The sequence below is a fragment of the Paractinoplanes tereljensis genome (assembly GCF_016862435.1).
In the GTDB taxonomy this organism is placed as follows: Bacteria; Actinomycetota; Actinomycetes; order Mycobacteriales; family Micromonosporaceae; genus Actinoplanes; species Actinoplanes tereljensis.
This window is the reverse complement of the sequence record NZ_BOMY01000053.1, coordinates 222,189-245,685: the sequence shown is the minus strand read 5'-3', so window position 1 is coordinate 245,685 and position 23,497 is coordinate 222,189. Positions and strand designations below refer to the sequence as shown.

At 67.1% G+C, this 23,497-nt stretch carries 23 protein-coding genes; 15 read left to right on the top strand and 8 right to left on the bottom strand.

The genetic code is table 11. The features are described 5' to 3' along the window. Positions 1-44: 44 nt before the first annotated feature. From Ate02nite_RS42130 to Ate02nite_RS42075, 12 genes are all read left to right on the top strand, one after another. Positions 45-425: a YbaB/EbfC family nucleoid-associated protein gene (locus tag Ate02nite_RS42130; RefSeq protein ID WP_203813547.1), complete on the top strand. Its 381-nt coding sequence runs from the start codon at positions 45-47 to the stop codon at positions 423-425. Next, complete coding sequence (locus Ate02nite_RS42125; protein ID WP_203813546.1) at positions 425-730, top strand: type VII secretion target; 306 nt, start codon at positions 425-427, stop codon at positions 728-730. The genes Ate02nite_RS42130 and Ate02nite_RS42125 overlap by 1 nt, the downstream gene beginning before the upstream one ends. Continuing rightward, a complete protein-coding gene (locus Ate02nite_RS42120) occupies positions 727-1,764 on the top strand; it encodes a WXG100 family type VII secretion target (protein ID WP_203813545.1) in 1,038 nt (345 codons plus the stop codon). Before Ate02nite_RS42125 ends, Ate02nite_RS42120 begins: the two co-directional genes overlap by 4 nt. A 26-nt stretch (positions 1,765-1,790) precedes the next feature. Beyond that, the gene (locus tag Ate02nite_RS42115) at positions 1,791-2,402 is read left to right on the top strand and encodes a DUF6346 domain-containing protein (RefSeq protein WP_203813544.1); all 612 of its coding nucleotides are present in this window, start codon (positions 1,791-1,793) and stop codon (positions 2,400-2,402) included. Between the two features lie 247 nt (positions 2,403-2,649). Next, positions 2,650-2,829: a hypothetical protein gene (locus Ate02nite_RS42110; protein WP_203813543.1), complete on the top strand. Its 180-nt coding sequence runs from the start codon at positions 2,650-2,652 to the stop codon at positions 2,827-2,829. 302 nt (positions 2,830-3,131) lie between these two features. Further along, positions 3,132-3,353, top strand: a complete 222-nt coding sequence (locus tag Ate02nite_RS42105; RefSeq protein WP_203813542.1) for a hypothetical protein — start codon at positions 3,132-3,134, stop codon at positions 3,351-3,353. 1,031 nt (positions 3,354-4,384) lie between these two features. Next, a complete protein-coding gene (locus Ate02nite_RS42100) occupies positions 4,385-5,437 on the top strand; it encodes a hypothetical protein (protein ID WP_203813541.1) in 1,053 nt (350 codons plus the stop codon). Between the two features lie 540 nt (positions 5,438-5,977). Further along, positions 5,978-6,229 carry a hypothetical protein gene (locus Ate02nite_RS42095; RefSeq protein WP_203813540.1) on the top strand — a complete coding sequence of 84 codons (252 nt, stop codon included), beginning with the start codon at positions 5,978-5,980 and terminating at the stop codon, positions 6,227-6,229. A gap of 29 nt (positions 6,230-6,258) precedes the next feature. Further along, positions 6,259-7,098, top strand: coding sequence for a DUF2637 domain-containing protein (locus Ate02nite_RS42090; RefSeq protein ID WP_203813539.1), 840 nt, complete (start codon positions 6,259-6,261; stop codon positions 7,096-7,098). A gap of 735 nt (positions 7,099-7,833) precedes the next feature. Beyond that, positions 7,834-8,337 (top strand): hypothetical protein, encoded by a 504-nt coding sequence (locus tag Ate02nite_RS42085; protein WP_203813538.1) that lies wholly within the window; start codon positions 7,834-7,836, stop codon positions 8,335-8,337. A gap of 69 nt (positions 8,338-8,406) precedes the next feature. Continuing rightward, a complete protein-coding gene (locus Ate02nite_RS42080) occupies positions 8,407-9,294 on the top strand; it encodes a hypothetical protein (RefSeq protein ID WP_203813537.1) in 888 nt (295 codons plus the stop codon). Positions 9,295-9,296: 2 nt separating this feature from the next. Next, positions 9,297-9,581: a hypothetical protein gene (locus Ate02nite_RS42075; protein ID WP_203813536.1), complete on the top strand. Its 285-nt coding sequence runs from the start codon at positions 9,297-9,299 to the stop codon at positions 9,579-9,581. An 803-nt stretch (positions 9,582-10,384) separates the two neighbouring features. Here the strand turns inward: Ate02nite_RS42075 and Ate02nite_RS42070 are convergent. Then, entirely contained in the window at positions 10,385-10,831 is a 447-nt protein-coding gene (locus tag Ate02nite_RS42070; protein WP_203813535.1) for a sigma-70 family RNA polymerase sigma factor, read from the bottom strand. Between the two features lie 781 nt (positions 10,832-11,612). On the opposite strand from Ate02nite_RS42070, the gene Ate02nite_RS42065 reads away from it, so the two are divergent. Together Ate02nite_RS42065 and Ate02nite_RS42060 are read left to right on the top strand one after the other, a co-directional pair. Continuing rightward, positions 11,613-12,560 (top strand): hypothetical protein, encoded by a 948-nt coding sequence (locus tag Ate02nite_RS42065; protein ID WP_203813534.1) that lies wholly within the window; start codon positions 11,613-11,615, stop codon positions 12,558-12,560. Between the two features lie 308 nt (positions 12,561-12,868). After that, entirely contained in the window at positions 12,869-13,936 is a 1,068-nt protein-coding gene (locus Ate02nite_RS42060; protein WP_203813533.1) for a hypothetical protein, read from the top strand. Positions 13,937-13,989: 53 nt separating this feature from the next. Here the strand turns inward: Ate02nite_RS42060 and Ate02nite_RS42055 are convergent, their stop codons facing one another. Further along, positions 13,990-15,912: a hypothetical protein gene (locus Ate02nite_RS42055; protein ID WP_203813532.1), complete on the bottom strand. Its 1,923-nt coding sequence runs from the start codon at positions 15,910-15,912 to the stop codon at positions 13,990-13,992. 230 nt (positions 15,913-16,142) lie between these two features. Here Ate02nite_RS42055 and Ate02nite_RS42050 point away from each other — a divergent pair, with 230 nt between their 5' ends. Continuing rightward, positions 16,143-16,466, top strand: coding sequence for a hypothetical protein (locus tag Ate02nite_RS42050; protein ID WP_203813531.1), 324 nt, complete (start codon positions 16,143-16,145; stop codon positions 16,464-16,466). A gap of 105 nt (positions 16,467-16,571) precedes the next feature. On the opposite strand, the gene Ate02nite_RS49905 is transcribed toward Ate02nite_RS42050, so the two are convergent. The 6 genes from Ate02nite_RS49905 to Ate02nite_RS42020 form a co-directional block, all read right to left on the bottom strand. Further along, complete coding sequence (locus Ate02nite_RS49905) at positions 16,572-16,676, bottom strand: zinc-ribbon domain-containing protein (protein WP_354264032.1); 105 nt, start codon at positions 16,674-16,676, stop codon at positions 16,572-16,574. Positions 16,677-16,777: 101 nt separating this feature from the next. Then, positions 16,778-16,981 carry a hypothetical protein gene (locus Ate02nite_RS42040; protein WP_203813529.1) on the bottom strand — a complete coding sequence of 68 codons (204 nt, stop codon included), beginning with the start codon at positions 16,979-16,981 and terminating at the stop codon, positions 16,778-16,780. 540 nt (positions 16,982-17,521) lie between these two features. Beyond that, a complete protein-coding gene (locus tag Ate02nite_RS42035; protein ID WP_203813528.1) occupies positions 17,522-17,776 on the bottom strand; it encodes a hypothetical protein in 255 nt (84 codons plus the stop codon). Between the two features lie 180 nt (positions 17,777-17,956). Beyond that, complete coding sequence (locus tag Ate02nite_RS42030; protein WP_203813527.1) at positions 17,957-20,458, bottom strand: phospholipase D-like domain-containing protein; 2,502 nt, start codon at positions 20,456-20,458, stop codon at positions 17,957-17,959. Beyond that, positions 20,455-21,984, bottom strand: a complete 1,530-nt coding sequence (locus tag Ate02nite_RS42025) for a hypothetical protein (RefSeq protein WP_203813526.1) — start codon at positions 21,982-21,984, stop codon at positions 20,455-20,457. The genes Ate02nite_RS42030 and Ate02nite_RS42025 overlap by 4 nt, the downstream gene beginning before the upstream one ends. 266 nt (positions 21,985-22,250) lie before the next feature. Next, positions 22,251-22,508 (bottom strand): hypothetical protein, encoded by a 258-nt coding sequence (locus Ate02nite_RS42020; RefSeq protein ID WP_203813525.1) that lies wholly within the window; start codon positions 22,506-22,508, stop codon positions 22,251-22,253. Between the last annotated feature and the right edge of the window lie 989 nt (positions 22,509-23,497).

Genomic DNA, 23,497 nt, shown 5'->3' with positions numbered 1-23,497 from the left:
ACCCCCGTTTAAACTGTCGTCCCGCGCTAGGGGGAGGTTGGGACGTGCCGCTTGATCCGGACGAGATGATCAGTTCTTTCGAGGCCAGTGTCGGCGAACATACGCAGCGGACGCTGCAGCTCAGCGCCGAACTGGAGGCTGCCGCTGTGACCGTGCGTTCGGCGGGCGGCGAGGTAACAGTCCGTGTCGACTCGGCGGGTGGGCTGGCCGACTTGCGGTTCCATTCTGAGTCAGACGGGCTGTCCCGGGACGAGCTGGCGCGGCTTGTGCTGGCCACGTCCCGGCGCGCGCAGGCCCGGCTTGCCGAGCAAGTCAGCGCGATCGTGTCTGGTATGTACGGCGCTGGTTCCGGCACGGCGGCGTTCGTCGCTGAAGCCTATTCGAACCGCTTTCCGGCGGTGGATGACGGCGAGGAGCAACGCTGATGGGCATCGACATCCCCACGGACGAGGTGCGCGCGCACGCGCGAGACGTCGACGAGGTCTCCCGGATGCTCGACGAGGCCCGAGGCGCGGCCTCCTACATCAGAGCGTCGAGCAGCGCCTACGGGCATCTGGTCGGACCCTTGTTCACGAACACCTACCTGAACCCGCACGGGGAAGAGGCAATCGCCTCCTACCGTAAGGCGGTGGACGGCATGCAGGCCCTGGCCGACCTGCTCCGGGCGATGGCCGACGATTACGACCACAGTGATGAGCGCGCCGCCGAACGGCTGCGGGGGACCCGATGAGTGACGCAGCGGCGATCTCCCGACCGGGCCTCATCGCCCCGGAAGCCGACACCAAGGGCTACGAAGGTGCCGGCATTCTGGAAGCCGCGATGGGTGTCAAAGATGGCTTCGCCGAAGGTAACAAACTGAGCATTTTCGGCAACGGTGCTGTGGTAGGTCTCAGCGCTCTGGGCGCGATCATGGACCCGTTCCAGGCGATCTTCGCGGCCGGTGTCGGGTGGCTGATGGAGCACGTCGACTTCCTGCGCGAGCCGTTGGACTGGCTCGCCGGGGACCCGAAACAAATCGAGGGGCACGCGGCGAGCTGGCGCAACCTGCAAACGCGCACCTACGAAGCCACCGAATACTTCGCCGGCCAGGTCAAGTCGACCACGTCGCACTGGGGTTCCGACGCCGCCACAGCGTACCGGGCGAAAGCCTCTCAAATGGCCGACGGCGCTCTCGCGCTGGGCGAGGTCGCCGACGCCATGGCCGAGGCCACACTGATCGCCGGCAGCATAGTCGGCGTCGTCCGCAACACCGTGCGCGACCTGATCTCCGAGGTGGTCGGTGCGGCCATCTCCAAAGCGCTCCAGGCCCTGCTGGTGGTGACCATCCCGAAGGTCCTCGCCGAGGTGGCGCTACTGGTCGCCGAATGCACGGCGAAGATCGTGAGAGTGCTCAAGCGGCTCAACGAGGCCATCGAGGCACTGGGCAGCAAGTTTCCCGCCCTTGCGGCGATCACGGCCCGCGTCACCAAACTTATGGACGAGACCATCTCCGAGACGACTTACGGCTCGGTTTTCCTGAACTCCACGAAGGTTCACCAGGCGGACAGTTACCTCGCGGACAGCGAGGGTGCCTCGGGGGCGTACAAGTCGGCGTACCGGGCCTTGGGCCAAACCGATGATGTTGTCTACGGCACCAAGGCCAAGGTGGCGGTCGATGCTTTGCGGGAAGGCGTCAAGATGAACAGCCTGCAGAACAGTGGGGCCACCGGTGACGGCCTGCGTGACGATGAGCCGCATCCGCCGGCGATCGACCTGCCATTGTGATGCGAACTATCGACGTGAGGTAAGCGATGACCGACGAAGACCGCGCGGCCTACCGCAAGCGCCGCATGGCCGAACTGCTCGCCGAGGCAGAAGCGGACGTAACCCGAACCCGAGCGGCAAAGCAGGAGCCTGCCACCGAGGCCGGCCCGGTCGTCGAGGTCAAGCGCAGCAAGTGGCTGACCAACCTAGTCGGCATCATCATCCTGCTCGCCCTGTCGTTCGTCCTGATCGCCACGTCCATGACGATCGGACGGTTCACCGGCCACGACTTCGCCGATGCCCGACGCACCGGCACCGCGACCGTCGAACAGTGCGAACGCCGCGGCCCGATCAGCCTGGACGGTTTCGGCTACTACGACCAATGCACGGTCACGATCGCCTGGAACAATGGGCCCTCCTCTCGCGTCCTTATCGACAAGCCGGGCTTCTTCAAAGGTGAGAAGCCCGGCGACACCTTGCAGATCGGCGAGCACACCGGCAGCCGCGGCAGCATCGGCTACTCCCGACCCGAGCTGCCCGACCGCGGCTGGGTAACGGCCATTGGTATCGCCCTCTGGATCATTGGGGCCCTGCCGCTCATGGCCGTCTTGTTCTATCTGCGTGAGATCTTCAGGGATCTGATCCGCCGACAAACGTAGCCAGCAACATTGCAGCCGCACCGGTCACCGCCACCGCGGTGCGTTTGGCATGAACTCGCGTTCACCATCTGGCCACGCTCCCCCTCGACATCAGGGCCGTGATCAGCCCGCAGGCCATCAACGACATCAGCACCGTCAACAGCGCCGTGCTCCACTGCTGCCAGAGTTTTGTGGACACCCTGCTGACCGCCTGCCTCGCTTACCAGGCCGCCGACGACAGCGCCAGGCGGGCCAGCGACACCGGGAGGTGCTGCACGCGATCACCGCCACCCAGGTCGCCGTCCGCAAGTCGCGGCAGGCCGACGTGATCACGATGAAAGGCACCGACGACTTGTCGTGGGCCGAGATCGGTCGTCAACTCAGGGTGTCGTACCAGCGGGCGCAGCAGATCTACCGCGGCACCCCACCCGGTGTCGCCGCTCCCTGAAGACTGACCCCCGGTGGGTTCGAACCCAAGAACCCCCCAGGGGTCAATTTTCGGGAATCGGCGACACCCGGCGACTACCAGAACCCCCGGCCGGTCGAACAGCCCACCGGCCCGCGTGCTGGTGTGGTCACCAAGACGGGCCGTCGGGCGGTCGCCGCGGCCGAGTAGCCGTCACGGGGCTGTGACCCGACGGTTGGCTCCCGTCGATGCCGATGTACAGGGTGTAACCCGGAATCGAAGGAGGGCGACCATGCAGACCACGGACAGCCGCACCGAGATCGTCCCCGTCTCCATCCCCCCCGATGTCGCGGGCCGCCGCCCAGTGGAGTGCTGAGATCCTCCGCGAACAAGCCGCTGACCTCGCCGCCGCCGTGTTCCCCTGGCAGGTTGACGCCGCCTACGAGGGCCTGCTGACCGCCGCCGCGATGGAACGGGCCGCGGAGGTCCGGGCAGTCGCTGCCGAGCACCTGATGATCCTCGCTGACGCTCTCGACGCAGCGAGCCGCGAGCCCGCCACCGTCTGACAATCCGCCGCTACGTGCAGGGCCGGTCCGCCTGGGCCGGCCTTTTCCGTGTCCATTCGAGGGCTCACTGCATCCTCAATGAGCCGGCAGGGAGCCCTCACCCGCGTCGTCCCGTGTCGTCCCTGTCACTCGACTAGTAGTTGAATTCTTCAACGGGTCAAAGTGGATTTATTCAACGGGTGTGGTTGAAGTATTCAACTACCCCCGTTGAACTTTTCAACTACCCCCGTTGAACTTTTCAACTACCCCCGTTGAACTTTTCAACTACCCCCGTTGAATTTTTCAACCCAAGTAGTACCCAAAAGAGTAGGGGACAACTTGTAGTTGACCTCTGTAGGAACCCGAGAGTGGGTGGGTAGATCCCCGCCGCGGCGCTGCGACGCGTCGCTGACGCGCGGGTCTCGGCCGGTTCGAGTGTCAGGGCAACGGCGAAGGTCAAGGGCGACTCGGCTGCGGCGACTCGGCTGCGCCTCGGCAAGGCTTCGGCTGCGCCTCGCCTAGGCTTCCTCATCCATCATTCGCGAGGGACAGTCAACGCGACCTGGTGTCACTCCTGTCCGTGACGGCGGCACCGGCTGGTCGCCGGAACGTTCTTTTAAAGGGGCCTTTGACGTCTCTGTCAGTCGTCGCTTTCGTTGGATGCCGACAGTGCTGCACCGGCGGGGGTTCGACTACTGCAGCACGCCGTCGTCGGTCAGATTCTTGTGCGAGCCTCAGATCGTGGCTGCGGGCCACGCTGACGCGCGGCTGTAGTCGTGCTGGGTCCGGATGTGTGTCTGTACCGCTGGACGGGGCTCAGGGGCGCTTACAGCGTGGTGGCTGGATGGGGTGCTACGGGTGCGTGGTGGTCGACGTGGGGCTGTTCCGCGGCGGCCGGGGTGATCTGGGTCTCAGTCGCTTCAAGGTGGGCTCTGGCCGCTCCGATGCCATCAGTGCAACTCAGAGTTAGGTGGCCGGGCGGGGTTCCAGTAGCCCGGACGCCGATACCGAGAGCGTCCACCGGTAGTACCGCCTGAGAGTGAGCCACCACCATGTCTGTTCTCGCCATCGCCAACCCGATCATGGGCATGCCCTACACCGCGTACTCGGTGATGATCGCCCTCGCCGGGATCTTCGACGACCCGCGCCGCGCCGCGACTCGCATCGACGGGGTCTCCTACTCGACCCTGACCGCTGCGGACTACGCGGCCGTGAAGTTCTCCGTCAGCGCCCACTTCCTCGAAGAGAAGTTCTCGACGACCACCGACGACGTCGAGAGCCCGTTCGGAATGAGTCGGGAAACCGCCCTCAGGGCCATCCAGTTCCTATGCGGCGAACCGACCAGCCTGGTCAGCAACCCCGCCGCGGACAAGAGCGACAAAGGATGGCGGAACAGCCCGGACGCGTACCTGACCCTCGCCGAGCCGATCCTGATTCGCGGCAAGAAGGACCCCCGCTACGGCACCTACCAGTTCACCTGGAACCTGCGGGACCTGACCATGGAAGAGCGGATCGCTTCCAAGAGCAGCGGCTACATGGGCGTGCGCCTCCCGAAGGTCCGGCTCGCGCCGTGTGCCGCGTCCGCCGGCCTGGCCGCGAACCGCGACAAGCGTGGTGGCCGCACAGCCAAAGCCATTAAGGCCCCCGCAGTCGAGGCAGCACCCGCCCCGGTCGCTGTGCCGGCACCCGTAGCCGATGCGTTCGCTTCCCCCGACGACGTGGACGGTCAGCGGGCCGCCGCAGTCAACCTGGTCGACTCTGCCACCGGCCGTACCGCTGCCGCTCCGGCTCCGGTGGTTGACGCGTTCGCCGCCCCAGCCCCGACCCCGACCGTGGAAATCACCGCCGCTGACCGCCGGTCGGCAAGCCTGACGATCCGGGCCGCAGCGGCGTCCGCCCGCGTGAAATACAACCCCACCGACGCCGACATCGACGCGGTCGCGCAGGGGATCATCGCCGGCGGACAGAACACGGACGCTGCCACTGAGGCCCGCTGGGTCAAGACCGTCACCAACATCCTGACCCGGTGCTTCCAGACCGGACCAGACACTGCGATCGCCGCCTTCACAAAGACCATGGACGAGGCACTCACCGTCGCAGCATGACCCAACCGATGATCCATCGATGGCCTTGTAGCCCATTGGTGTGAGAGTCGTCGATGGATCGGCCGGGGTCGGCGGCCCTGGATTGCCGGGTCATCCGAACGGTCAGGCGGGGTCGCTGACCAGTCTGGACGCCTGATGCTGGTGGGCTGTAAACCCCTGATTTGAGTCGACCCCACTATCGGACAAACCGGACACGAATCGACCCCGGGGACACCTGATTAATCGTCTGATTCGTTCATGAGGCTTCGGGACTTCCCCAAAAAGCGGAATATTCCCTGGTCAGAGGCCATCTGGACCCTGATGCTGACCCCCCGAAAAAAGTGCAACTAAATATGGTGGTGGGGTGCGCCGGCCAGCGGGGGTGGATGGCTGGTTGGGTGCATCAGGGTTAGCCGATCGATTGTGGGGTCGGCTGCTCGGTCAGCCGGGGTGGCTGTCCGGGTTATCAGGTATGCCCGGACTGTCTAGCAAGTCAGAGAATGCTATACGTCGATACCTCTTGTGAGGCCGCCGCAAGGGCAGCCACGCAAGGAAGTCCCAATGAACACCCTTTCGAACTTGATCTCCGTCGACCTGGACGTGACGATGACCGCCCCCCGGTCGGACCTTGCCGGCTACCTGGCCGAGCAGGTGGACCTGCTGGTCCGCCTGGGCCTGAACACGGGCGAGGCGATCGAGGAGGTTGTGCACGACTTCATCGTCGAGTTCGGCGGCGACCCGGAGGGCCCGCTCGTCGACACCCTGCACAACCTGGCGCTCGCCGATGCTTTCCCCCGCGACATCGCCGCCTGAACCCCTACTGACCTGCAAGGAATCACAGAATGTCCAGCCTGACTCGCGGCCGTGTCTTCTTCATGGGTTTGGCCGCCACCGCTCTTCTCGCCGCTGCGGCGGCAACCGGCTTTGCTTCATGGAACGGTTTGACCGCGTACGCCGGCAGTGTTCACCTCAACCCGGCGTGGTCCCTGCCGGTCGGCTTGGACGGTTTGCAGATCGTCATGTCGCTACTGCTGGTCGGTCTGCCGCTGGTTGACCCGACTCGCCGGCACCGGTGGCCGTGGGCGTTCATCTACCTGGCCACGGTGTTGTCGGCGGCTTTCAACGCGATCGCGGCGGAGGACACGGATCTGATGGGCCGGGCGACCCACAGCCTCATGCCCGGCCTGCTCGCGATTTCGTTCCACGGGTTCACGTACCTGATTGAGCGGACGATGGCCCGGGCGACCCCGACGGTGGACCACGCGGTGGAGGCGATCCCGACCCCGACCCATGAGGCGACCCCGACCCCGGCGGTGAAGCACGCGCCTGCCCTGCCGGTGGAGGCGACCCCGGAGCCTGCCGCGGAGCCGGCAGCGCCAGCGGACGTGGGGTTGCCGACGGTCCGCCCGGAAATCCTGGCGACCCCGACCCCGACCCCGACCCCGACCCCGACCCCGGCGGTGGCCCCGACCCCGCTGACCCACGCTGCTGACCGGGCGACCGTTGTCAGGTCCATCTGCGACCAGTGGGCGGCTCGGACCCCGCCGCGGATCGCCACCCCGGCGGACTGGCGGGACATCCTCGCCGAAGCACCCGACGTGCTCGACTACGCCCGCCCGGATAAGGGCATTGGGACCGCGGTTGCCCGGTGGGCAGCAGCCCGCGAAAAACTGGCCGCCTGAACTGGTGCAGAGTGTCGGACCAGACGCCGGTACTCATAGTGCGACTGATCCTCTCGGTGGGGGGACCGACGCGGTAAAGGCTGGACACCTTGCAAGAAGGGCCCCGGGCAACCGGGGCCCTTCGCCGTTTCCTGACCTGTCGGGCCCCCGCTCATGCGCTCGGAGCCTGTGCCGCAGTCGCCGGCGGCTCTCCGCCCACCCGGAATCCAGCCGCTGCCGTGATGCAGTGTGCAGTCACCGGCGGGCACGCTTCTACGGCTGACGTAACCACGGCAACCCCTGTCAACCCGGTTTCCCTGGCAGGGCCCCCGGCGGTCCGGGGCGGGCGACAGGCGCTGCGTCGATCCCCGGCAGTCAGGTCCAAGCGACTCCGTCGCCTGGACTGTGGTGGCCCTGGTGATCCGGCCACTGCTCTGGGTTATTCGGGTCTGACAGGCAGTCCGGTGTGGTTTCGTTGCGGCGGCATATTTTCGATCGAAGCGTCGGGGGGGGGCGAAACGGCGGTCGTTCGCGGGCGTCGAGCGGGGTCGATCGAGGGCGCTCCGCACAGGCCCCCTAACCAAGGCCAATGTCGAGAACAGAGCATGAGGCTGGGTCGCCGCTAACCGGCTGGCAACTCCACCGTTCAGCGGTGACGCAGTTCATTGCGCGATCAGTGATTCCGGGCTGTAACCCCCGGTCGCACCTGCCGACAACTCACTCAGAGATGTTCTGCCCTCCCGACAGGAGCCTCCGATGGCCCGCAAGACCGCCGCCCCTAAAGCCAAGCCCGCCCCCATGCGCATCCCCTCCCACATCGCCGAGCGTGTCGGTGACATACACGCACTACTCGGCAAGATTCTCGACCAGGTCCTTGACCCGGCCATCACCGGCAACGACCGCTTGATCCTCCTCACCGTCGTCAGTCGTGAACTGTCCGCGGCGCGCGGCTGGGACGGAGGCGAATACACCCGCGGTGACCGCCTCCCTATCGTCAAGCAAATCAGTGATGCCCGTACCGACGCGATCGTTGAGAGCATCGAGCGGCTCGGCACCGCGACCGCGGTGGCCGAGGTTGTGGGCATGACCCCGATGGCCGTACATCAGGCGCTTGTCCGGCACGCCGGTAAGCCGGTAACCAAGAAGCCCCGCCCGGCGATCGTCGAAGCGTTTGAGGCCGCCAGCGCCCCGGTCATCGTGATCACCGCCGACGAATTCGCCGGCATCCCTTTCGATGACGAGGTACCCCTCGCCGCGTGACTTTGGACGGTTCAGGCCGCTATCCGTGTCGCTTGTTCAGCAGATCATCCGCGGGCTAAAGTCACCGCCGTGATAGGCGAACACACGTTCGAAAGCGATGGGGTGGAGTCAACCCAAGCCGACGTCGGCGGGCTCCGGGCGCTGACGTCGCGGTTCGTCCACGACGCTGTCGCGGCCCGCCTCGACGACCTCGACCGCTGCATCCGCGCGCACGCCGAACTAAGCGGCATCGACCACCTCGACCACCTCAGCGAGCGTGCGGAAGCACTCCGAGCCCACGAGACGCAGATGGCCGAGCAACGCGCGGCGGCCGGTCCTGAGCGGACGGCGGCGGCGGAAGGATGGGCACGGCGCGTCCTACGCCGATCCCTGACCTGGCAGGCCCAATGGCCTCGCCGCGCCGGCACGCTGGACTTCGCCCGCGCCCTGTCGGCGGCGGTCCGCCGTGCCGAAGACCTCCAGCGTGCCGGGCGGCCATTGCATGCATCCGAGTTGGTCGAGGCCGTGGCGGACCCCGTCATTCTCCGACCTGAACCTAACCCACTGTTTCCTATCGGCGTCATCAAGATCCCGGACACCGATGAGGCAGCACTCGCTGTCGGCGATGGCGAAGATGACTCGGACGACGACCTCAACGTCGACCGGGTTGCGCCTGCGCCGGTGCCAGCAATGGCGCGCCGGATTGCCGCCGAGCAGGTCTTAGCGATCATGTCGAGCACCGTGGAACAAATCGACCACCTGCTCGGACTTGCAGAGTTGCTGAACGTCGACGAGAGCGTGGAGCCAGACGAGGCGTCTCGCCTGAACTCGGTCCCTCGTGGTGACCTCGCCCCCGAGACGGTACTTGCGATTACTGTCGAAGTGCAGCGTTTGCGCACCGTCGACGCCGCCCGCCGCCGAGAGGAAGTGCGCCGAGCCTTGGCGGTTTCACCGCAGCCAGACACCACGCAGAAGTAACCATGGGCGACACACCGTCCTCCGATACGGCCGACGACGAGCCGGAACGCCGATCGGCCGACCTGGTCGACATCGTGGTCGGGCGGCTTCGGCTCGACTCAGAGGTGGCCGACTGGGTTAGCGCTCGCCTGCGCCGGCACGAGGTCAACGGTTGGGGCGGCCCGGAGGCCATCGCTGATCTCCTCACCGTCGCTCATCACCGCGAGGCTGCACACCAGGAAACCCGTGACGACCGACAGGCCGGGATTCACGCAGTCGCGGAGACGCTCGCAGCACGGACTCCATAACAGATCCGCACCGAGGAGACGCTCTACGCCCGCCTGCACATCGGCTTCTGTATGGCCAAGGTCACCGGTGCGCTAGCAGCGGCGAAACGACTCGGGCTGCAGGTCCACTGGTACATCGACGACCAAGCAGTTTGCAGTTCGTGGCCGCACCCTCGCCTCGTCGACCCGGCGACGGCCTCGGCGAACAAGGTTCTTGACGACACCCGGCCTACGCGGCCAAGATCCCAGCAGTCTTGCCCGGCGGTCCGATGAGCACGCCGTCAGGCACGACCGCAGCCGTGCCGGCGGCTGTTGTACAACGTCGCCGTAGTCGCATCAGAGCACGTCAAGAAGGAATTGGAGACTGAGATGGCAGAAGAGCCCGACGAACTGAACGAGCATGAGAATACTCCCGGGCATCCGCAGGCGCGGGGCACGTTACCTATGGCTCGTCTCCTGACTGATCCGGCTGTAGAGGAGTGGATTCAAGAGTTGGCAGCGTCCGCACCTCCGATGACCGAGGATCAGCGAAGTCGGCTGTCGCGGCTGCTTCGCTTCAACCGGGTCAGGACAGAACGACCCGGCACCTGATCACGTAGCCGTCTTGATAGTCCGGCAACCCCGTGTCGTCGACACTCCGCACGGTTGTGCCCGGTGGGCCGAGGCAACCGCTGTCTTGGTGTCTCGCTTGTCCGGCCGCGCGGTGAAGCCGATGGGCCGGTCGCGGTCGCCGATTTCCGCGGTGGCGTCGTCAATTTCGACGGTGAGGGTTGTGCCATTCACCTGCCCTGACAGTGTCTGCCTGGATGTCGGGTGGCCGTCAGCTACCGCCGCCTGAGCAGTCCGGCGAGTTCAGCCTCCACGCCCTGAGCCCACATCGGGCCGAGCGAACCCGCATCGGGTGAGGCGGAAATCGCCGCCGACAATGCGGCTGGCCGGCTGTCTGTCACCCGCCGCTGAACAATCTCGTCGATCCATGCCACAACATCTACGTCTGGGTCGACGTGGCAGCCCGCGAGCCACCACACCTCGACGAACGTGCCTGCGAACACGCCAGCGAACCGGTGCTGGTCTGATACTTGCCGGCGAAGACCGGCGGCCACGCGGCCGGAACACCGATCGAACAACTCGCGGAACGCATCACGGTCGTCGTCGGCGATGTGGCGGATCAGCCGCCGCAGCCGGCTCGGGCTGCCGCACGGACTGTGCTGCGCAGCGTCGCGCAACCACTCGTGTGAACCGGATATGTCACGTTGTACCAATGTTGACACCGAGGCTCCTGGGGCGACGTGTTCCTGTGCACCGCCGGGGTCTTGGGCGACAAAGCGCGAGCGTGGCACTCACACCGCCCGAAACGCTACGGCGTAACCGACATGAGAAGTAGGCCGCGCCACGAACGAGTGAGAAAGACCCGAAACGCCGCGACCTCTCCTCGAACCGTGCGCCCCCCGCATGGCCGGCATCGGCAAGTCCGCCAACGGCCGGGAAGGCTCGCACGTCCTCGGCGCGGAATGAGCGACTTCTCCAGGACGGGAAGGCCGCTCATTCTCTCTCTGCGCCCGGAGGCGTCACTCCTTCCTGGCGGTCTCCGCAGGCGAGGTGGGGCGCAGCGTGAGGCCGGTCAGCACCAGGGTGCCGCCGAGGGCGAGGAAACAGCACGCCGAAACCGATCATCATCAGTGCGACGTTGTCGGCCAGGTGGGCGGCTTGCAGGGACGTGCGCAGCGCTGCGGCCTGCTGTGCCGTAGCCCGCTTGGGGTCGTCCTTCGTCTTCTCCGCGTAGGTCTTGCCACCGGTCGCGGCGAGCGCGTGATGCTCGATGATCTGCGAGAACTTCGGCTCGTACCTGTTCCCACTCCTGCGGGGTGTCGCCCATGATCAGGGCAGAGGGCTTGGCCTTCGATGTGCGGGAGGGCCTGGCGGGCGTTGCGGGACTCCGGACGGGTCTGCGTGAGTGGGCCCGCCCGGACGGGTCCGGTGAGCGTCCCGGTATTGATGAAGGGGGCAACGACGTGAGCGTTCCATGCTGCGGATGGACGGTAGCCTGACCGGGTGCCTGATGATCTCGCCGACGTCCGCGCCGGCGCGAGGCTGGTGGGCCTCACCCCGTTCGCGGTCGAAACCCTGCTGCTGGCTGTCAGGCGTGCCGGTGACCGTGCTGGCCGTAAGGTGAGTACCGCGGCCTGGCTCGCGGGCGCGATCGTGAGGCAGGCGCAGGAAGAGAGCCCGCTGCCGCCTGATCGGCTGGCTGCCGAAGTTGCCGCATCAGCGACCGACGAGCTGGAGCGCAAGAACCCGGCGAACCGGCCAGCCCGGATAGCGTTCCAGGGCCAACTGCCGTGCGGCAGCGCATGCCGGGTCCGCCACCAACCGTCCAGCCGACGGGTACGCCGCCGCGTCCAGCGCCGTAGCACCGTTGATCCGCACGCTGTGCCCGTCGCGACCGAGGAAACGATCATGACTGTCAATCCGTCCGAGAACGACACCGCACCATCCCACGCGGTCGGCCGTCCCGGCCCTGAGCTGTCCGCCGGTCCTGTCGACATCGAGGTCGGCCGGTTACGGGTGTCGGCCGAGGTCCGCGCATGGATTGACGAGAACCTTCAGCGTTTCCAGCCGCAGGGGTGGACGCGTGACGACGTGATCAGTGATCTGCTCAGTGCAGCGCATTTCGCGGACGCCGCCCGCCGGGAAACCAAGGCGGACAGGCGTGCGAAACTCGCCGCCGTGGCGGAGGCGATGGCCGGTCTGACCGACGAGCAGCGCCGCGTTCGGGACCATGAGCAGGCGTACCTGAGTCTGACATTCGCTATCGGTGAGTTCATGGCTGGACTCAAGATCGCCGATAGATTGGGCCTGCCGGTGCGGTGGGTGGTTGCCGACGGTGTCGAAGGTCCCACTCCGCCGGAGCCCTGGCTCTACCCTGAACTGGTGGAGACGCCATCAGCGTTCGTCTACGACGACATACCTGCTCCTGATGCAGGTTCGGCAGCCGATTAGGTGGCATCTCTCGGACCGTGATTTGGTCCACAGGCCGGCCACCCGGTCTACCGGAAGGGTCCGCGGAGCGCGCTGAAGTCGCTCGGTCCCACCAGGAGTCAGACCTGCCGAAGGTCATTCCCTTCGGCCGTGCAGCCGGCCTGAACCGTCCAAATCGAAAGACGAGCGCTGCACAGCCATCAGTACGTTCTGTTGCACGAATCGTCCCAGGTGCCCAAGCACCGTCACCCGGGTGCCGATCGCCACACAAAGCCGCGATCCTGACCCGCCGCGCTGCGCGGAGGCATGCCGTGCCGACGTCAGGCAGCATGGACACCGACCACACCCACCACGACGAAGGTCCCCGCATGGCCGCCGACCCCACTGCCGAGTTCCTCATCCGCGCCGCCAGGTCCTGCCACGATCAGGCAGATGACCTGTATGCGCTGACCCGCACCGTGTTGAACGACGCGGCTCCGCCGCGCTCGCCCGCAGACGGTGATCACCGGACGCTGCTGACCAGTGTTCGCAGCGACGACCGCCAACAGTTGTGGCATCGCATCGGTATCGCCCAGATCAACTTGATCGTTCACACGACCGATCACCTGCGAACCCTCGGAACCGTGCTGGCCGAGCCGCGGGCCCGGGTGCCGGTCTATGCCCATGCCGCGCTTGCCCGCGCCGCCGTCGAGTCCTCGGCGATGCTGCTGCACCTGCTCGCCACCGGCAGTTCGTTCCCGACCCGCCTCGCCAGGGGTGTCGCCCTGCTACTCACCGACGCCGACGAAGCCGTCCGCGCCGCCAAAAACGTCGAGGGCAACGCCTACATGGCATCTCCCGCTCCAGCAGTGACCAAGGCGCGCACAGACTTGATCGCCGTCGTCGAACGTGCCCGGATCACCCGAGTTCCGAACGGCAACCGCAGCAACCCTCCCCGCGAGTCCGATCCCGACCGCGACGGCTTCAAGGCCGTCCGGATCATGCCCGACGGCATCGAAGAACCCGCCGGCGCGAAGATCAGCGTGCTCATCCGTGACCACTTCGCGGATCTGCCCGGCATCTACCCGCTGCTATCAGGTGTCGTGCACGGCCTGCCCTGGGGACTCGGTGGCAGCATGACCGTCCATGGCCGGGACATGACCTGGGAACCCGACCCGATCGCGATAGGCGGGCACGTACTGGCCGCGGTGACCGCCGCCAGCCGCACCGGAGCCGCGTTCGCCGCGTACCGCGGGGTCCACGACCCGGTAGTCACTCGACTCGCCGACCGCGCCGTGCGCGCCGACCGCGCCCTGGCCGCGTTCGGGAAGGCCACCCGGGTCCTTGCCGGTGCCAAAATCAGCGTTGAAGGGCTCGTCCAACGCTCCGACGCCGCCCGGCGGCGTGCCACCTCCTGACCACCGTTAACGGCGGCACTCGCGTGGAGGTACCCGCTCGGTTCTGCCGCCGGTCAGGCTGCCGCAGCCGGCGGGTACTGCTGAGCGCGGTAACCGGGTAGGTCGCGAACGATCCCGACCTCAGAGGTGTCGTCGAGGTCGTCCGGTGACCGAAGCGGGACCAGGGCCTGCCGTTCTTGGGCCTCGCCCTGGGGCTTGTCGTCCTTGTCTCGGGCCGATGGCTGCAGGGCAGCCAGCGCTGCCATGTCCTCGGGCCACCAGTTCCCGTCAGGGCTTTCCGTCCATGTCCCGGCCATCGGCGTCGGCCCGTCCGGACGGTATCGGCGGCCCTGGGTCTGACGGCGTTGGTGCCGGTCCTCACGGTTTCGCTGAGCGTGTTCGGCGACCAGATCACCGATGCCGATCTGCTTTGCGGCGGCGTCGAGGGAGCGGCCTGTGCGACGCCAGCCGCGTCGCGAGCACGTGACCAGCCCGAGGCTGCTCAACGCGCGCAGCGCTTTGGACACGGTCGGCTTGGAGACACCGGTCGCCCCGATGATGTCCGCGTCGATGCGATGGCCAGCGGCGATAGCAGCGCACACCCGCCATGCGGCCAGACCGAGCCCTTTTGTCGGGTTGAATAGGTGGTGGACACCGGCAAGCCTGCCCTTCGGCAGCGGCTCGTGGGATTCGTGTAGGTGCTGGTAGCGGTCGGGAATCCGCACCTCGTAGCGGTCCGGGTCACCCTCCTGGACCGGGATCTGGACGATCCAGGGGTCCTTCTCGTCGCGCAGGTCGGCAAGTTGCCGCGATGCTGTCCGCTGATCGATACACGCCGCGCCGATCGCGAGCCCCCGTGCTCCGATCCCCACGACAGTGGACCGGGTCCGCATAGCCGCGGCGGCCAGCGACAGCAGGATCGCCCATCGGGTCCGGCCCTCGGGGCTACGGCCCCAATCGACGGTCGCTGAACGGTCCACGAGCAAGGCGAACCGGCGAACGTACCGGTACACCTCGCGCGCCTCGTCGTTCGGCGTGCCGCCGGGCAGGCCACGGGTTCCCCCCTGTGTCTTGGGTTTCCCTCTAGTGGGGCATGGCTTTTCCGAGGCATGCGCGGCGACGTACTCCGCGGCATTGGTCCAGTCCGCCGTCACGGCCGTCGTGATGGCCGGCCCTGGGCCGTAACGGGCGTAGAAGCCCGCCATGCCGGCCCACTGGCCCGAGCGGATCAAACTGAGCACCTGGTCGCAGGTCATACCGGCGCGCACCGCCGCAGCGATCACGTGTTGGCGAGCCTCGGACGGCGACCACTCCGTTCCGTCCGGCCGTGTCCGCCCGTCTGGCCACCGCCCTGTCTCGGCGACGCGACGGACCTCGGCGCTCATCCGCCGGATCAACCCATCCGGCAGCGCCGCCACGGCTGGCAGCGCCACCGCCTCTTCCGGCTCCGCGGGCATCGGCACCCCTGCCTGCGTCAGCAGGCTGTGCAAACGCGGCACCAGGTCCGGCACAGAACGCTCGGTCACTGCAGCGATGGCCTCCCGCAGCGGCGTACGCAGGCGGCGATGTGAACCGTCGCGAGTCAGCGAACCCGGACCGCCAAGGCAACCTTTCCGGCTCACGGGGCCTAGGTCCAGGGTGGTGAACCGGATTCTCAACCGGCTCAGCAGCAACCGAATGTCATCGCGGTGCACTCCTCGCCCGGACAGCGGAGCCCAGATGTGCATCCCGCCACGCCGAGACTCGTCCACGACCATTCGGCCGCCCGCCGCGGTGAGCAGTTGCCGAAGGCCCTCAGCGTCACGCCGGACAGCATCCGGGTCACGGCTGTGCGACGGATCAAGATCGATGGGTAGCGACCACGCGAAATCGGTCTGGTCGTAGATGTGCAGCGCGGCCGGCGCGGCGGGCAGCGTTTCCGTCAGTTGCTCAACCTGGAAATACTGCAAGCGCCCGCGGACATGGTGCCCCAACTTCATGGTCGGTGCGCCCGTCAAGTGACTAGTGAGGTGCCGCCAAGCATCTTCGGCGTCGCGGCGGTCTGAGGTGAATCGTTCCCGCATGGGGCGGGGCATCGGCAGACCGGCACGCCGACTGGACTTCCGGCACTGCCCGGTGACGGCAGAAGGTCACGCCGTAGGGCCCCGCAGATCCGTCATCCGGTCAGTGGTCCGGCCTGCCGATATCAGACCTGTCCTGAAAAAGCGACTACGGAAGGAAACCCACCATGACCGCCGCGATCACGCTCACCATGACCGACGCCGAAGCCGACAACCTGTGCGTCTGCTGGTATCCACTGGACTGGCTCCTGGACCGCCGCGACGATTTCGAGACCGTCGCCGGCATGACCGACTCGGACCGTGCCCTCCTCGGGCAGTTCCTTGATGCCGCAGCCGGCACCGTCCACGAGACCGCCGACCGCTACCTCGACGCCTTCGTCCTGCGCGCCGCCCTACGCCGCCGCGACGGATACGCCGAGATCATGTGGGACACCGACCGCTGCCAGTACGTCGTCGTATCGACCGCTGCCTGGCACCTACCGACTAAATGATCAACAACGCGCCCGGGAGCGCCGGTTCCCACCGGTGCACCCGGCCGTGTAAGAACGGCTCGGGCAGTCTGACTCGATTAGCCGCCCTCGGGTCACGGCCGTCGCTCAGCAGGTCGGGCAACCAGGATCGTCGGTTCGTGTCCGGGCCGGCACTGTCGCCTGCCACTGGTGGTCGTGCGCGCACCGCCACCAGAACGGCCGGCTGCACATGTCCGCCCCGCAGCGGTGCACCACGTGACCCTCGATGAGGTGGAGATGGTCCGGGTCGACGGGATAGCCGCACGCCAGATGACGCAGAGTCCTCCCGCATGTCACCGGGACTGATCCTGGGTGGTGGCCCACCAGCCGCCCCCGCGGTACTCCAGAGCGATGCTGATCACGGACCCGTCCTCTGCGGTGATAGTGATCGCGACAGTGCGTACCGCCACAACGCTGCCATCGGTGGTGACGATCGTCGAGCCCGAGGCGAACGGGATCGGGGGGAAGGTCAGGCTGTCGTCGCGGAGGTCGTTCATCGGGGCTGGCTCCTGTGGTCGGTGATCATTGACGCCTTCAGCATGACCGAGAAGTCCGACATGTCTACCCGTCCAACGCAGCGCTGCGTCGAGGCTGAACTCCGGGCCGCACCGTGTTCAGGCCCCGCTGCAACGCAAGGAATCCGGGCCGCCTGGCCTCATGCGCGTTGCCCCAACCGGACCGTCCAGCCGATTGAGCCCGACGGGCTACCCGCCGATGGCCCGCTTCCCCGGCGTCTCGGTATCAGCAGTCGGCGCGACCTCCGCCGCATACCTGGTGAACCGGTGAGCCTCGCTGGCCCGGCCTGGTCACCCACACGGACCAGCGTCCCGGCGTCAGGCCACCGAGTCGGCTCAACGGTCAGCCGGCACCTCGGGCGTGTCCGACTCCCGCGGATCTCGTGTCACGCGCTGCCACCACGCCAGAACCGGCTTGCCTGTGCCGCAGCCCCGAAGTCGCGGCCCACACCGAAATGAGCGCCGCACTCTGGCCGATGAACGCAATCCCGAGCAGAGTGTTACCGGTGATCAGCATGCTGATCACCGGAACAGCGAAGGCACCGCTGAGCCGAGGTTCGCGATCTTGGTCGGCGGAACCCCGAGCCGCAGGTCATTGACGGCTGACGCGAGGAGGGTCAGGCCACCGCAGAACCACCAAATCCCCGACACGGTCACGCCGTCACGTAGTGCGTGGACCGCTACCTCGACGAAACCCACACCGACACCGACAGTCGACGACGCCAGGAGCACCGCAACCGCCCGGCCAGGCTCGGTCATGATCAGAGTGACTGCCATCGTTGCCACCGCCGCAGCGACCGCCAGGTAATCCGCCCACGACCCGGGAGTCACCAATGACCCGGCTGCTGCAAGGAGCACACCGCCGAGCAGGATACGAGTGCTGTACCGAAGGAGTGGTGCCCTTGCTGCCCTCGCCGCCAGTCGCCGAGGGGCAGGGCGCGCACTCGTGGGCCGGTTTCAGTGCTTGCCCATCTTGGCCCACGCTTCAGCGGGGTTCGCGACGATCGTGGTTTCGCTGGGTGGTGGCAGTGCGCGGTTACTGCCGAGACCGGCGATGCCGGCCATGAGGTTGCGCCAGACCGTGGCGCGCCATCCGGCGGGGACCGGCTCGGCCAGGATCAGCCTCCGTTGTCGGCGGTCCCACCAGCCGTGCACTTCGGTCTGGGCGTATACGGCGACGTGGGTGTTCGGGAAGTCGCTCAGGCGATCGAGGACGCTGATCGCCATCCGCTTCGCGTCTTTGGTGGTACGGACGACCACAGCGCCGTCGGTGGCGCGTTCCACGGTGCCGGGGATGTCGTACAGGGCGTCGAGGGCGTCGTCGAGTTCGTTGCGGTCGAGCAGCCAGGCCATGTCGGAGCGGATATTCGCCGCGGTGAACCGCGGTCCGAGGGTGTAACCACTCAACTCGCGGGCGTAACTCTCGTATGCCTCGTTAGGGGCACCGAGAATCCATTCTCCGTACTCCCGGAACTCGGCGAGACGTTCGTCGAAGTTCGCAGCGAGTTCTGAGTCCGTTTCACCGGCGAGCACCCCGTGGCGCAGCGCGATCAATCCGACGGCGGACAGGGCGGCGTGCTCGTGGGCCAGCGTGTCCTCCTCCTCGGCGTACCAGAGGCTGGTCAGACCGTCGTAGACCAGCCATGTCCAATCCTGAGGATGGGTCCAGAGGCCGCCGCCGACTGCCATCAGGAGGCTGCGGAAGGACGCGAGTTGAGCAGCGAGCGACCATTGCGCTGACTGCTCGACGAGCCGCTGAAACCACTGGCGAGCGTAGGCGCGTTGACGCTCGTTCTGGGCCTGGATCGCGGCTGCTGCGCTGAGCGGCGGACCGCCCTGCTCACCGGCCGGTTGTTGCTTGTCGCCGGTCTCCGGCGCGTCGTCGCCTTGGAGTTCACCGCCGCTGTCGCCGCCGGGTGGTGCTGGTGTGCGGCTGCGGGCCAAAGCGAGGTCGAGCATCGCCGATCCGACCGCCCGGCGAATGTCCTCCTCCACCCTGGTGCGGCGGCGTTGACGAGCGACCGATGACTCGTCGTCGTCAGCACGCGGCGGCAGAACCTCCGCGAGCCTGTGCAGGGATTCGAGCAACGCCTGCATCTGTTCCTCGTCCCCGAGCAGCTCCGGGAACGAGTATTGCTCCAGCGGTGACGGATGCCGGGCGCGCGACAACGCGCTGTGCACGTCGATGACCAGCGCGGTTCCGAGAAGTCCACCGTCGTCGGCGCGCACCGTGATCGTGCGAGCCAGATCGCCGGGTTCGTGGGCGAGCCGGTAGGTGTGGATCAGCCCATCCGTGCCGACATGTACGGCGTTCACCGCTGTACCGGCTATGTCGATGATCAGATGGTCGGGCACCGGACCGGTGGCCACCAGGACGGCTATCTCGATCCGGTCCGGTTCGGTCAGGACGTGAGCGGCCAGCACACGCACAGCCGGCACCGCCTGCGCAGGGCGGTCCGGGACGCGTAGCGGTAACTCGTCGAGGTCGGCCTCGACGACCTCGACGGCGTCCAGTACCGACTCCGTGACCTGCTGCAGAAGTGCCAATTCGCAGTTGCCTCGCTCGTCGGCCATCGATCGAAGCAACGCGGCCCGGGTGCAGTTCGCGCTGCCGGTGACGAGGGTTCCGGACGGGCCGGACCACCATTCGAAGACCTTGCCGTGGTGGTAACGCGATGTGGTCGGCTGGGTGATCCGTACGGTGCCGACGCGGTCCAGAACGCTCTGAAGCCTGCTCGGATCGGCTTGCGCGTCACGGGTCAGGAGAATGTCAACCGCGTTGGGCATGATCTTGGTGAGCATCATGGCCAGGGCGTCTGCCGGCGGATCGAAAAACGGGGAGGCTATGCCCAGCCAGTCCACTGGGCCGTCCGGCCCCGGGATCTGGTCAAGGATGGGCTGCCGGTCGTTCGTCAGCAGCAGCGGTTCGTCGGGTTCCGGGCGTGTGGGGCGGGTGGTGAGCAGGTCGGCCACCCGGTGCAGTCGTTCCCGGCCGAGCGGGGTGATCCAGAGGTGGTCGGGTAGCCGGCGCAGCCACGCGGCCAAATCTTCGACGATGACGGGCACGGTCGGGCCGTCGATACGCAGGTGGGTCCAGACCTCGGCGCTGTGGTGCCAGCCCTGCGCGGTCGCGTTGCCCGAGCCGATCGAGATCATCGCGTCGGTCGGCGAGGCGATCACCACCAACTTGGGATGAAATGCTCCCCCGGAACGGCACACCACCGGGACCGGCACGTAGTCGGTGACCGGCCCTGCGCCGGAGGAGAACCCAGGCTCGACGCGGTCGGCGTCGTACACAATCGTGACCCGGGCACCGCGGGCCCGCGCCTGCCGAACGCACACGTCCTCGACGAACGGCAGATCGCTGGTGTAGGTGAGGACCAGGATTTCCTCCGGGTCCGTGATCGGCATGTCGTGCAGGACCCGCGGCGGAGGCGCACCGACCAGGTCCTCAGTCACGGGGTCACCGCGCCGTGGTGAGGACCCCGTCCCCACAGACTGCCGTCCTCGGATCGTTCCAGAACGCCCAACTGAAGCAGGACGGTGGCGAACGTCTCCAGACGCAGCGAGGCCGGCGCGCTTCCTTCCTGCCCCTCCAGGCGCAGCCGGTCACCGATCACCCGCAACCTCGTTGGCATCCGCAGCCCGGTGCGGGTCCACTGCATTTTGTCCCGGCTGATCTTCTCCGCCCGGCTGAACAGGCCCAGAGCCAGCGATCGTGCCGCGTCCGGCAACGGCACGTCGGCGTGCTCGTCGATCCAGCCGCGCATCCAGCCGGGCCCCATACTCGTCTGGTCGTAGCGGACGAACGCGTCCCGGGCCGGCCCGTCATCCAGTTCACCGGCCCGCCTCGCGCCGACCGCCAACAGACGCAGCAACTGCAGCACCGACCAGCCGCCGCCGCTCTCCTCGACTTCACCGGTGAGGTCATGCTCCGCCGGTAACAGCCCGCCGCCCGCGGCAACCGTCGGCGGCAACCCGTCGCGCAACGCTTGCCGCACCGAGACCACCGGCAGACCACCGGCAAAGCCGTCAGCCGCCTCCTCACGCGTTCCCGGGTTCGCCAGCGGCGCGACCAGTGAAGCCCAAAGCATCCGCCATGCCCACACCGACCAGTTACGCAGCAGCGCCCCACGCCACCGCAAGGCATGCTCCGTCAGGTCATCGCCACCGAGCACCCCGTCCAGATCGGGCGTGTAGCAGCACAACCCGTCCAGCAACATGTCGATGTTGCTGTCGAACGGCTGTCCGTCGACAGCCGCGGCCACCACAGCGGCGCTCGCCCGGTGCACCGCGGCCAGCCCGGGATCAGGGCCGCCGGCATCGAAGTACACCCGCCGAAGGCTACGGCCATCCGTCGTCCCGCCCACCCGGCATAGACACAGATCGGCAGCGTCAGCCAGATCCGCGACGGTCAGCACGTCCGAACCATCGGCGAGGTCGACGACCCGGTCCAACGCCCTCAACGCTTGGGCGTCGGCTACCGGCCCGGGCTCCGGGATCACCCCAGGGGTGATCAGCCCGAGCGTGGCCTCGATCCCGCCGTACGTGCCGTGGAAGCCATCGGCGACCGTGCTGTACCGGCGCGACACCTCATCAAGATCCACAGCCCCGGACTCGTCGAGGGCCCTGCCGATCGTGTTCACGCCGTGCGGCCGACGCAAGCCGGCACGGCGTTGATGCGACTGCCGGTCGTCGTCGCCGTGATGAACCGAGACTGCCGCCAGGACGACCTCGCAACGACGCAGAAGTCGCCGGAACTCCCACCGATCCTCGCCCGACCAGCCGCGCCGTCTCGCCTCGACGGCGACCCGCGCATGAAGCGACAGATACCGTGCGTGCGGCGTCGTGGTGATCACGCCAGGAACCAACTCGGACGCGTGAGCGGCCGTCACCGCCTCCACCGCCAAGGGCTGCCGGCCCACATCGGAAGGGGTTTCCCCGATAGCAGACCACGCCGCGCCGGCCACCAGCATGCCCGTCATTTCCTTTCCAGGGCCACTTCACACCAGTCCCGTGCCGTCGACATTGGCACCGACCTGTTCGAAAGGCGAGGGCGTGGCGCTGCGTCAACTGGCCGCCTCACCAACTCGTTGACCGCCATCACGATCGCCGGCCACAAGGTCGGGGATCGGCTCGTGATCTTTTGCTTTCCGCAGGCTCGCCGATGATCTGCGCTGCACCCATTCTAGATGAAATCGCCCCTTGCGGTCGGCTGTGCGCGTCGGGCGCGCCGCTGCCCGGGAGGCGGTCAGCGCCACCGGGCACGTGGTAATTCGGGGAGGCCGCAGAGACACTGCGGGTGCGACGCCCGCACCCGCAGGGTGGGATCGTCGGCCGCTTCAACTGCTGCTCGCAGCGCTTGCAGAGCATCGTGCCGGTCGGCGATCCGGGCCACCCGCGGATGCAAAATTCGATGTGCTCGCATCGCCAGGTCGACGGCGCATTCATCGGCGATCTGCTCGTCGTCGACGATCTGAGCAAGATCGTCGAGCAGTGTCGTGATCATTAGGGCGGCCTCCGCGGGGCGAACATGACGGAGGCCGTTGACCCGGCGGACGGTGCGGGAAAGGGAAACTGTCGTTGTCATGCGAGCGTCATCGGCAGGCGAAGAGCCGACGTTGACCAGAGGCTGCCCGATCGTGTCGGCGCACCCGGCCGGGACAGCGTCGTCGTGGCTCACTATCCCGCCGCAACCAACGCGCAGCCGACCTGTACAGCCCCGGCGGTGCAGGCCGGCCTGGGATCTACCGGCGCGGCGGGCAGTCCGGCCCGGCGGCCCTCGATCCAACTGCCGGTCGGCGAGCCTTACCGTAGTGATCCGGACCCGAACCGCCGCGCGAACCCCTCTCGCCGCGGCGATCTTCGAGTTCACGGGTCTCGCGCCCCACGGGTTGGCCCGCCGGTGATGGTCGAGTGAACGAGTCCCTGATCGTCGCGTCCTGGGCCGGGGGCTCCGGCGCGCCCGATCCTGCCGAAGGGGACTACGGGAACACTCAGTGAGGAGTCCTGGAGCCCACGGTGCACCGTCCGTTCTTCTGCCGAGATCCGGCTGAGATAACGGACGGAACCTGACAAATAACTCCTAAGTTTGGCTCACTGAATCCTCCGTGAGGGCTCACCGTGGGAAAGGAACATGGAAGGGAATGGAAGGGAAGGGAGAACTTCCCTTACGCCGTCGGCGCAAGGCCGAACAGCCCGACCCGCTACGTATCGACGTCGGCACAGTTCAGGCGTCCTGACGCTTCGGCTCACGAACAAGGCGCAACCCAGGCAAACCCGCGCCGGGTAGACGGGTCATGAGCCTCCGGGTGGCCGGTTCGCAGAGAACCCAAATCGTTCCGCATCTCGCTTCCGGCAGCAGCCGACGCAACCGAAGTAGGTACTTCGGTTCCCCCTGCAGCCGTTCGCGATCACCGGTGCACAGCCGGTCCGCTCCAGCAGTCGACCTGCCGATGACTTACCCAGATCAGACAGGTCCCCCACTGCGAAAGGCCA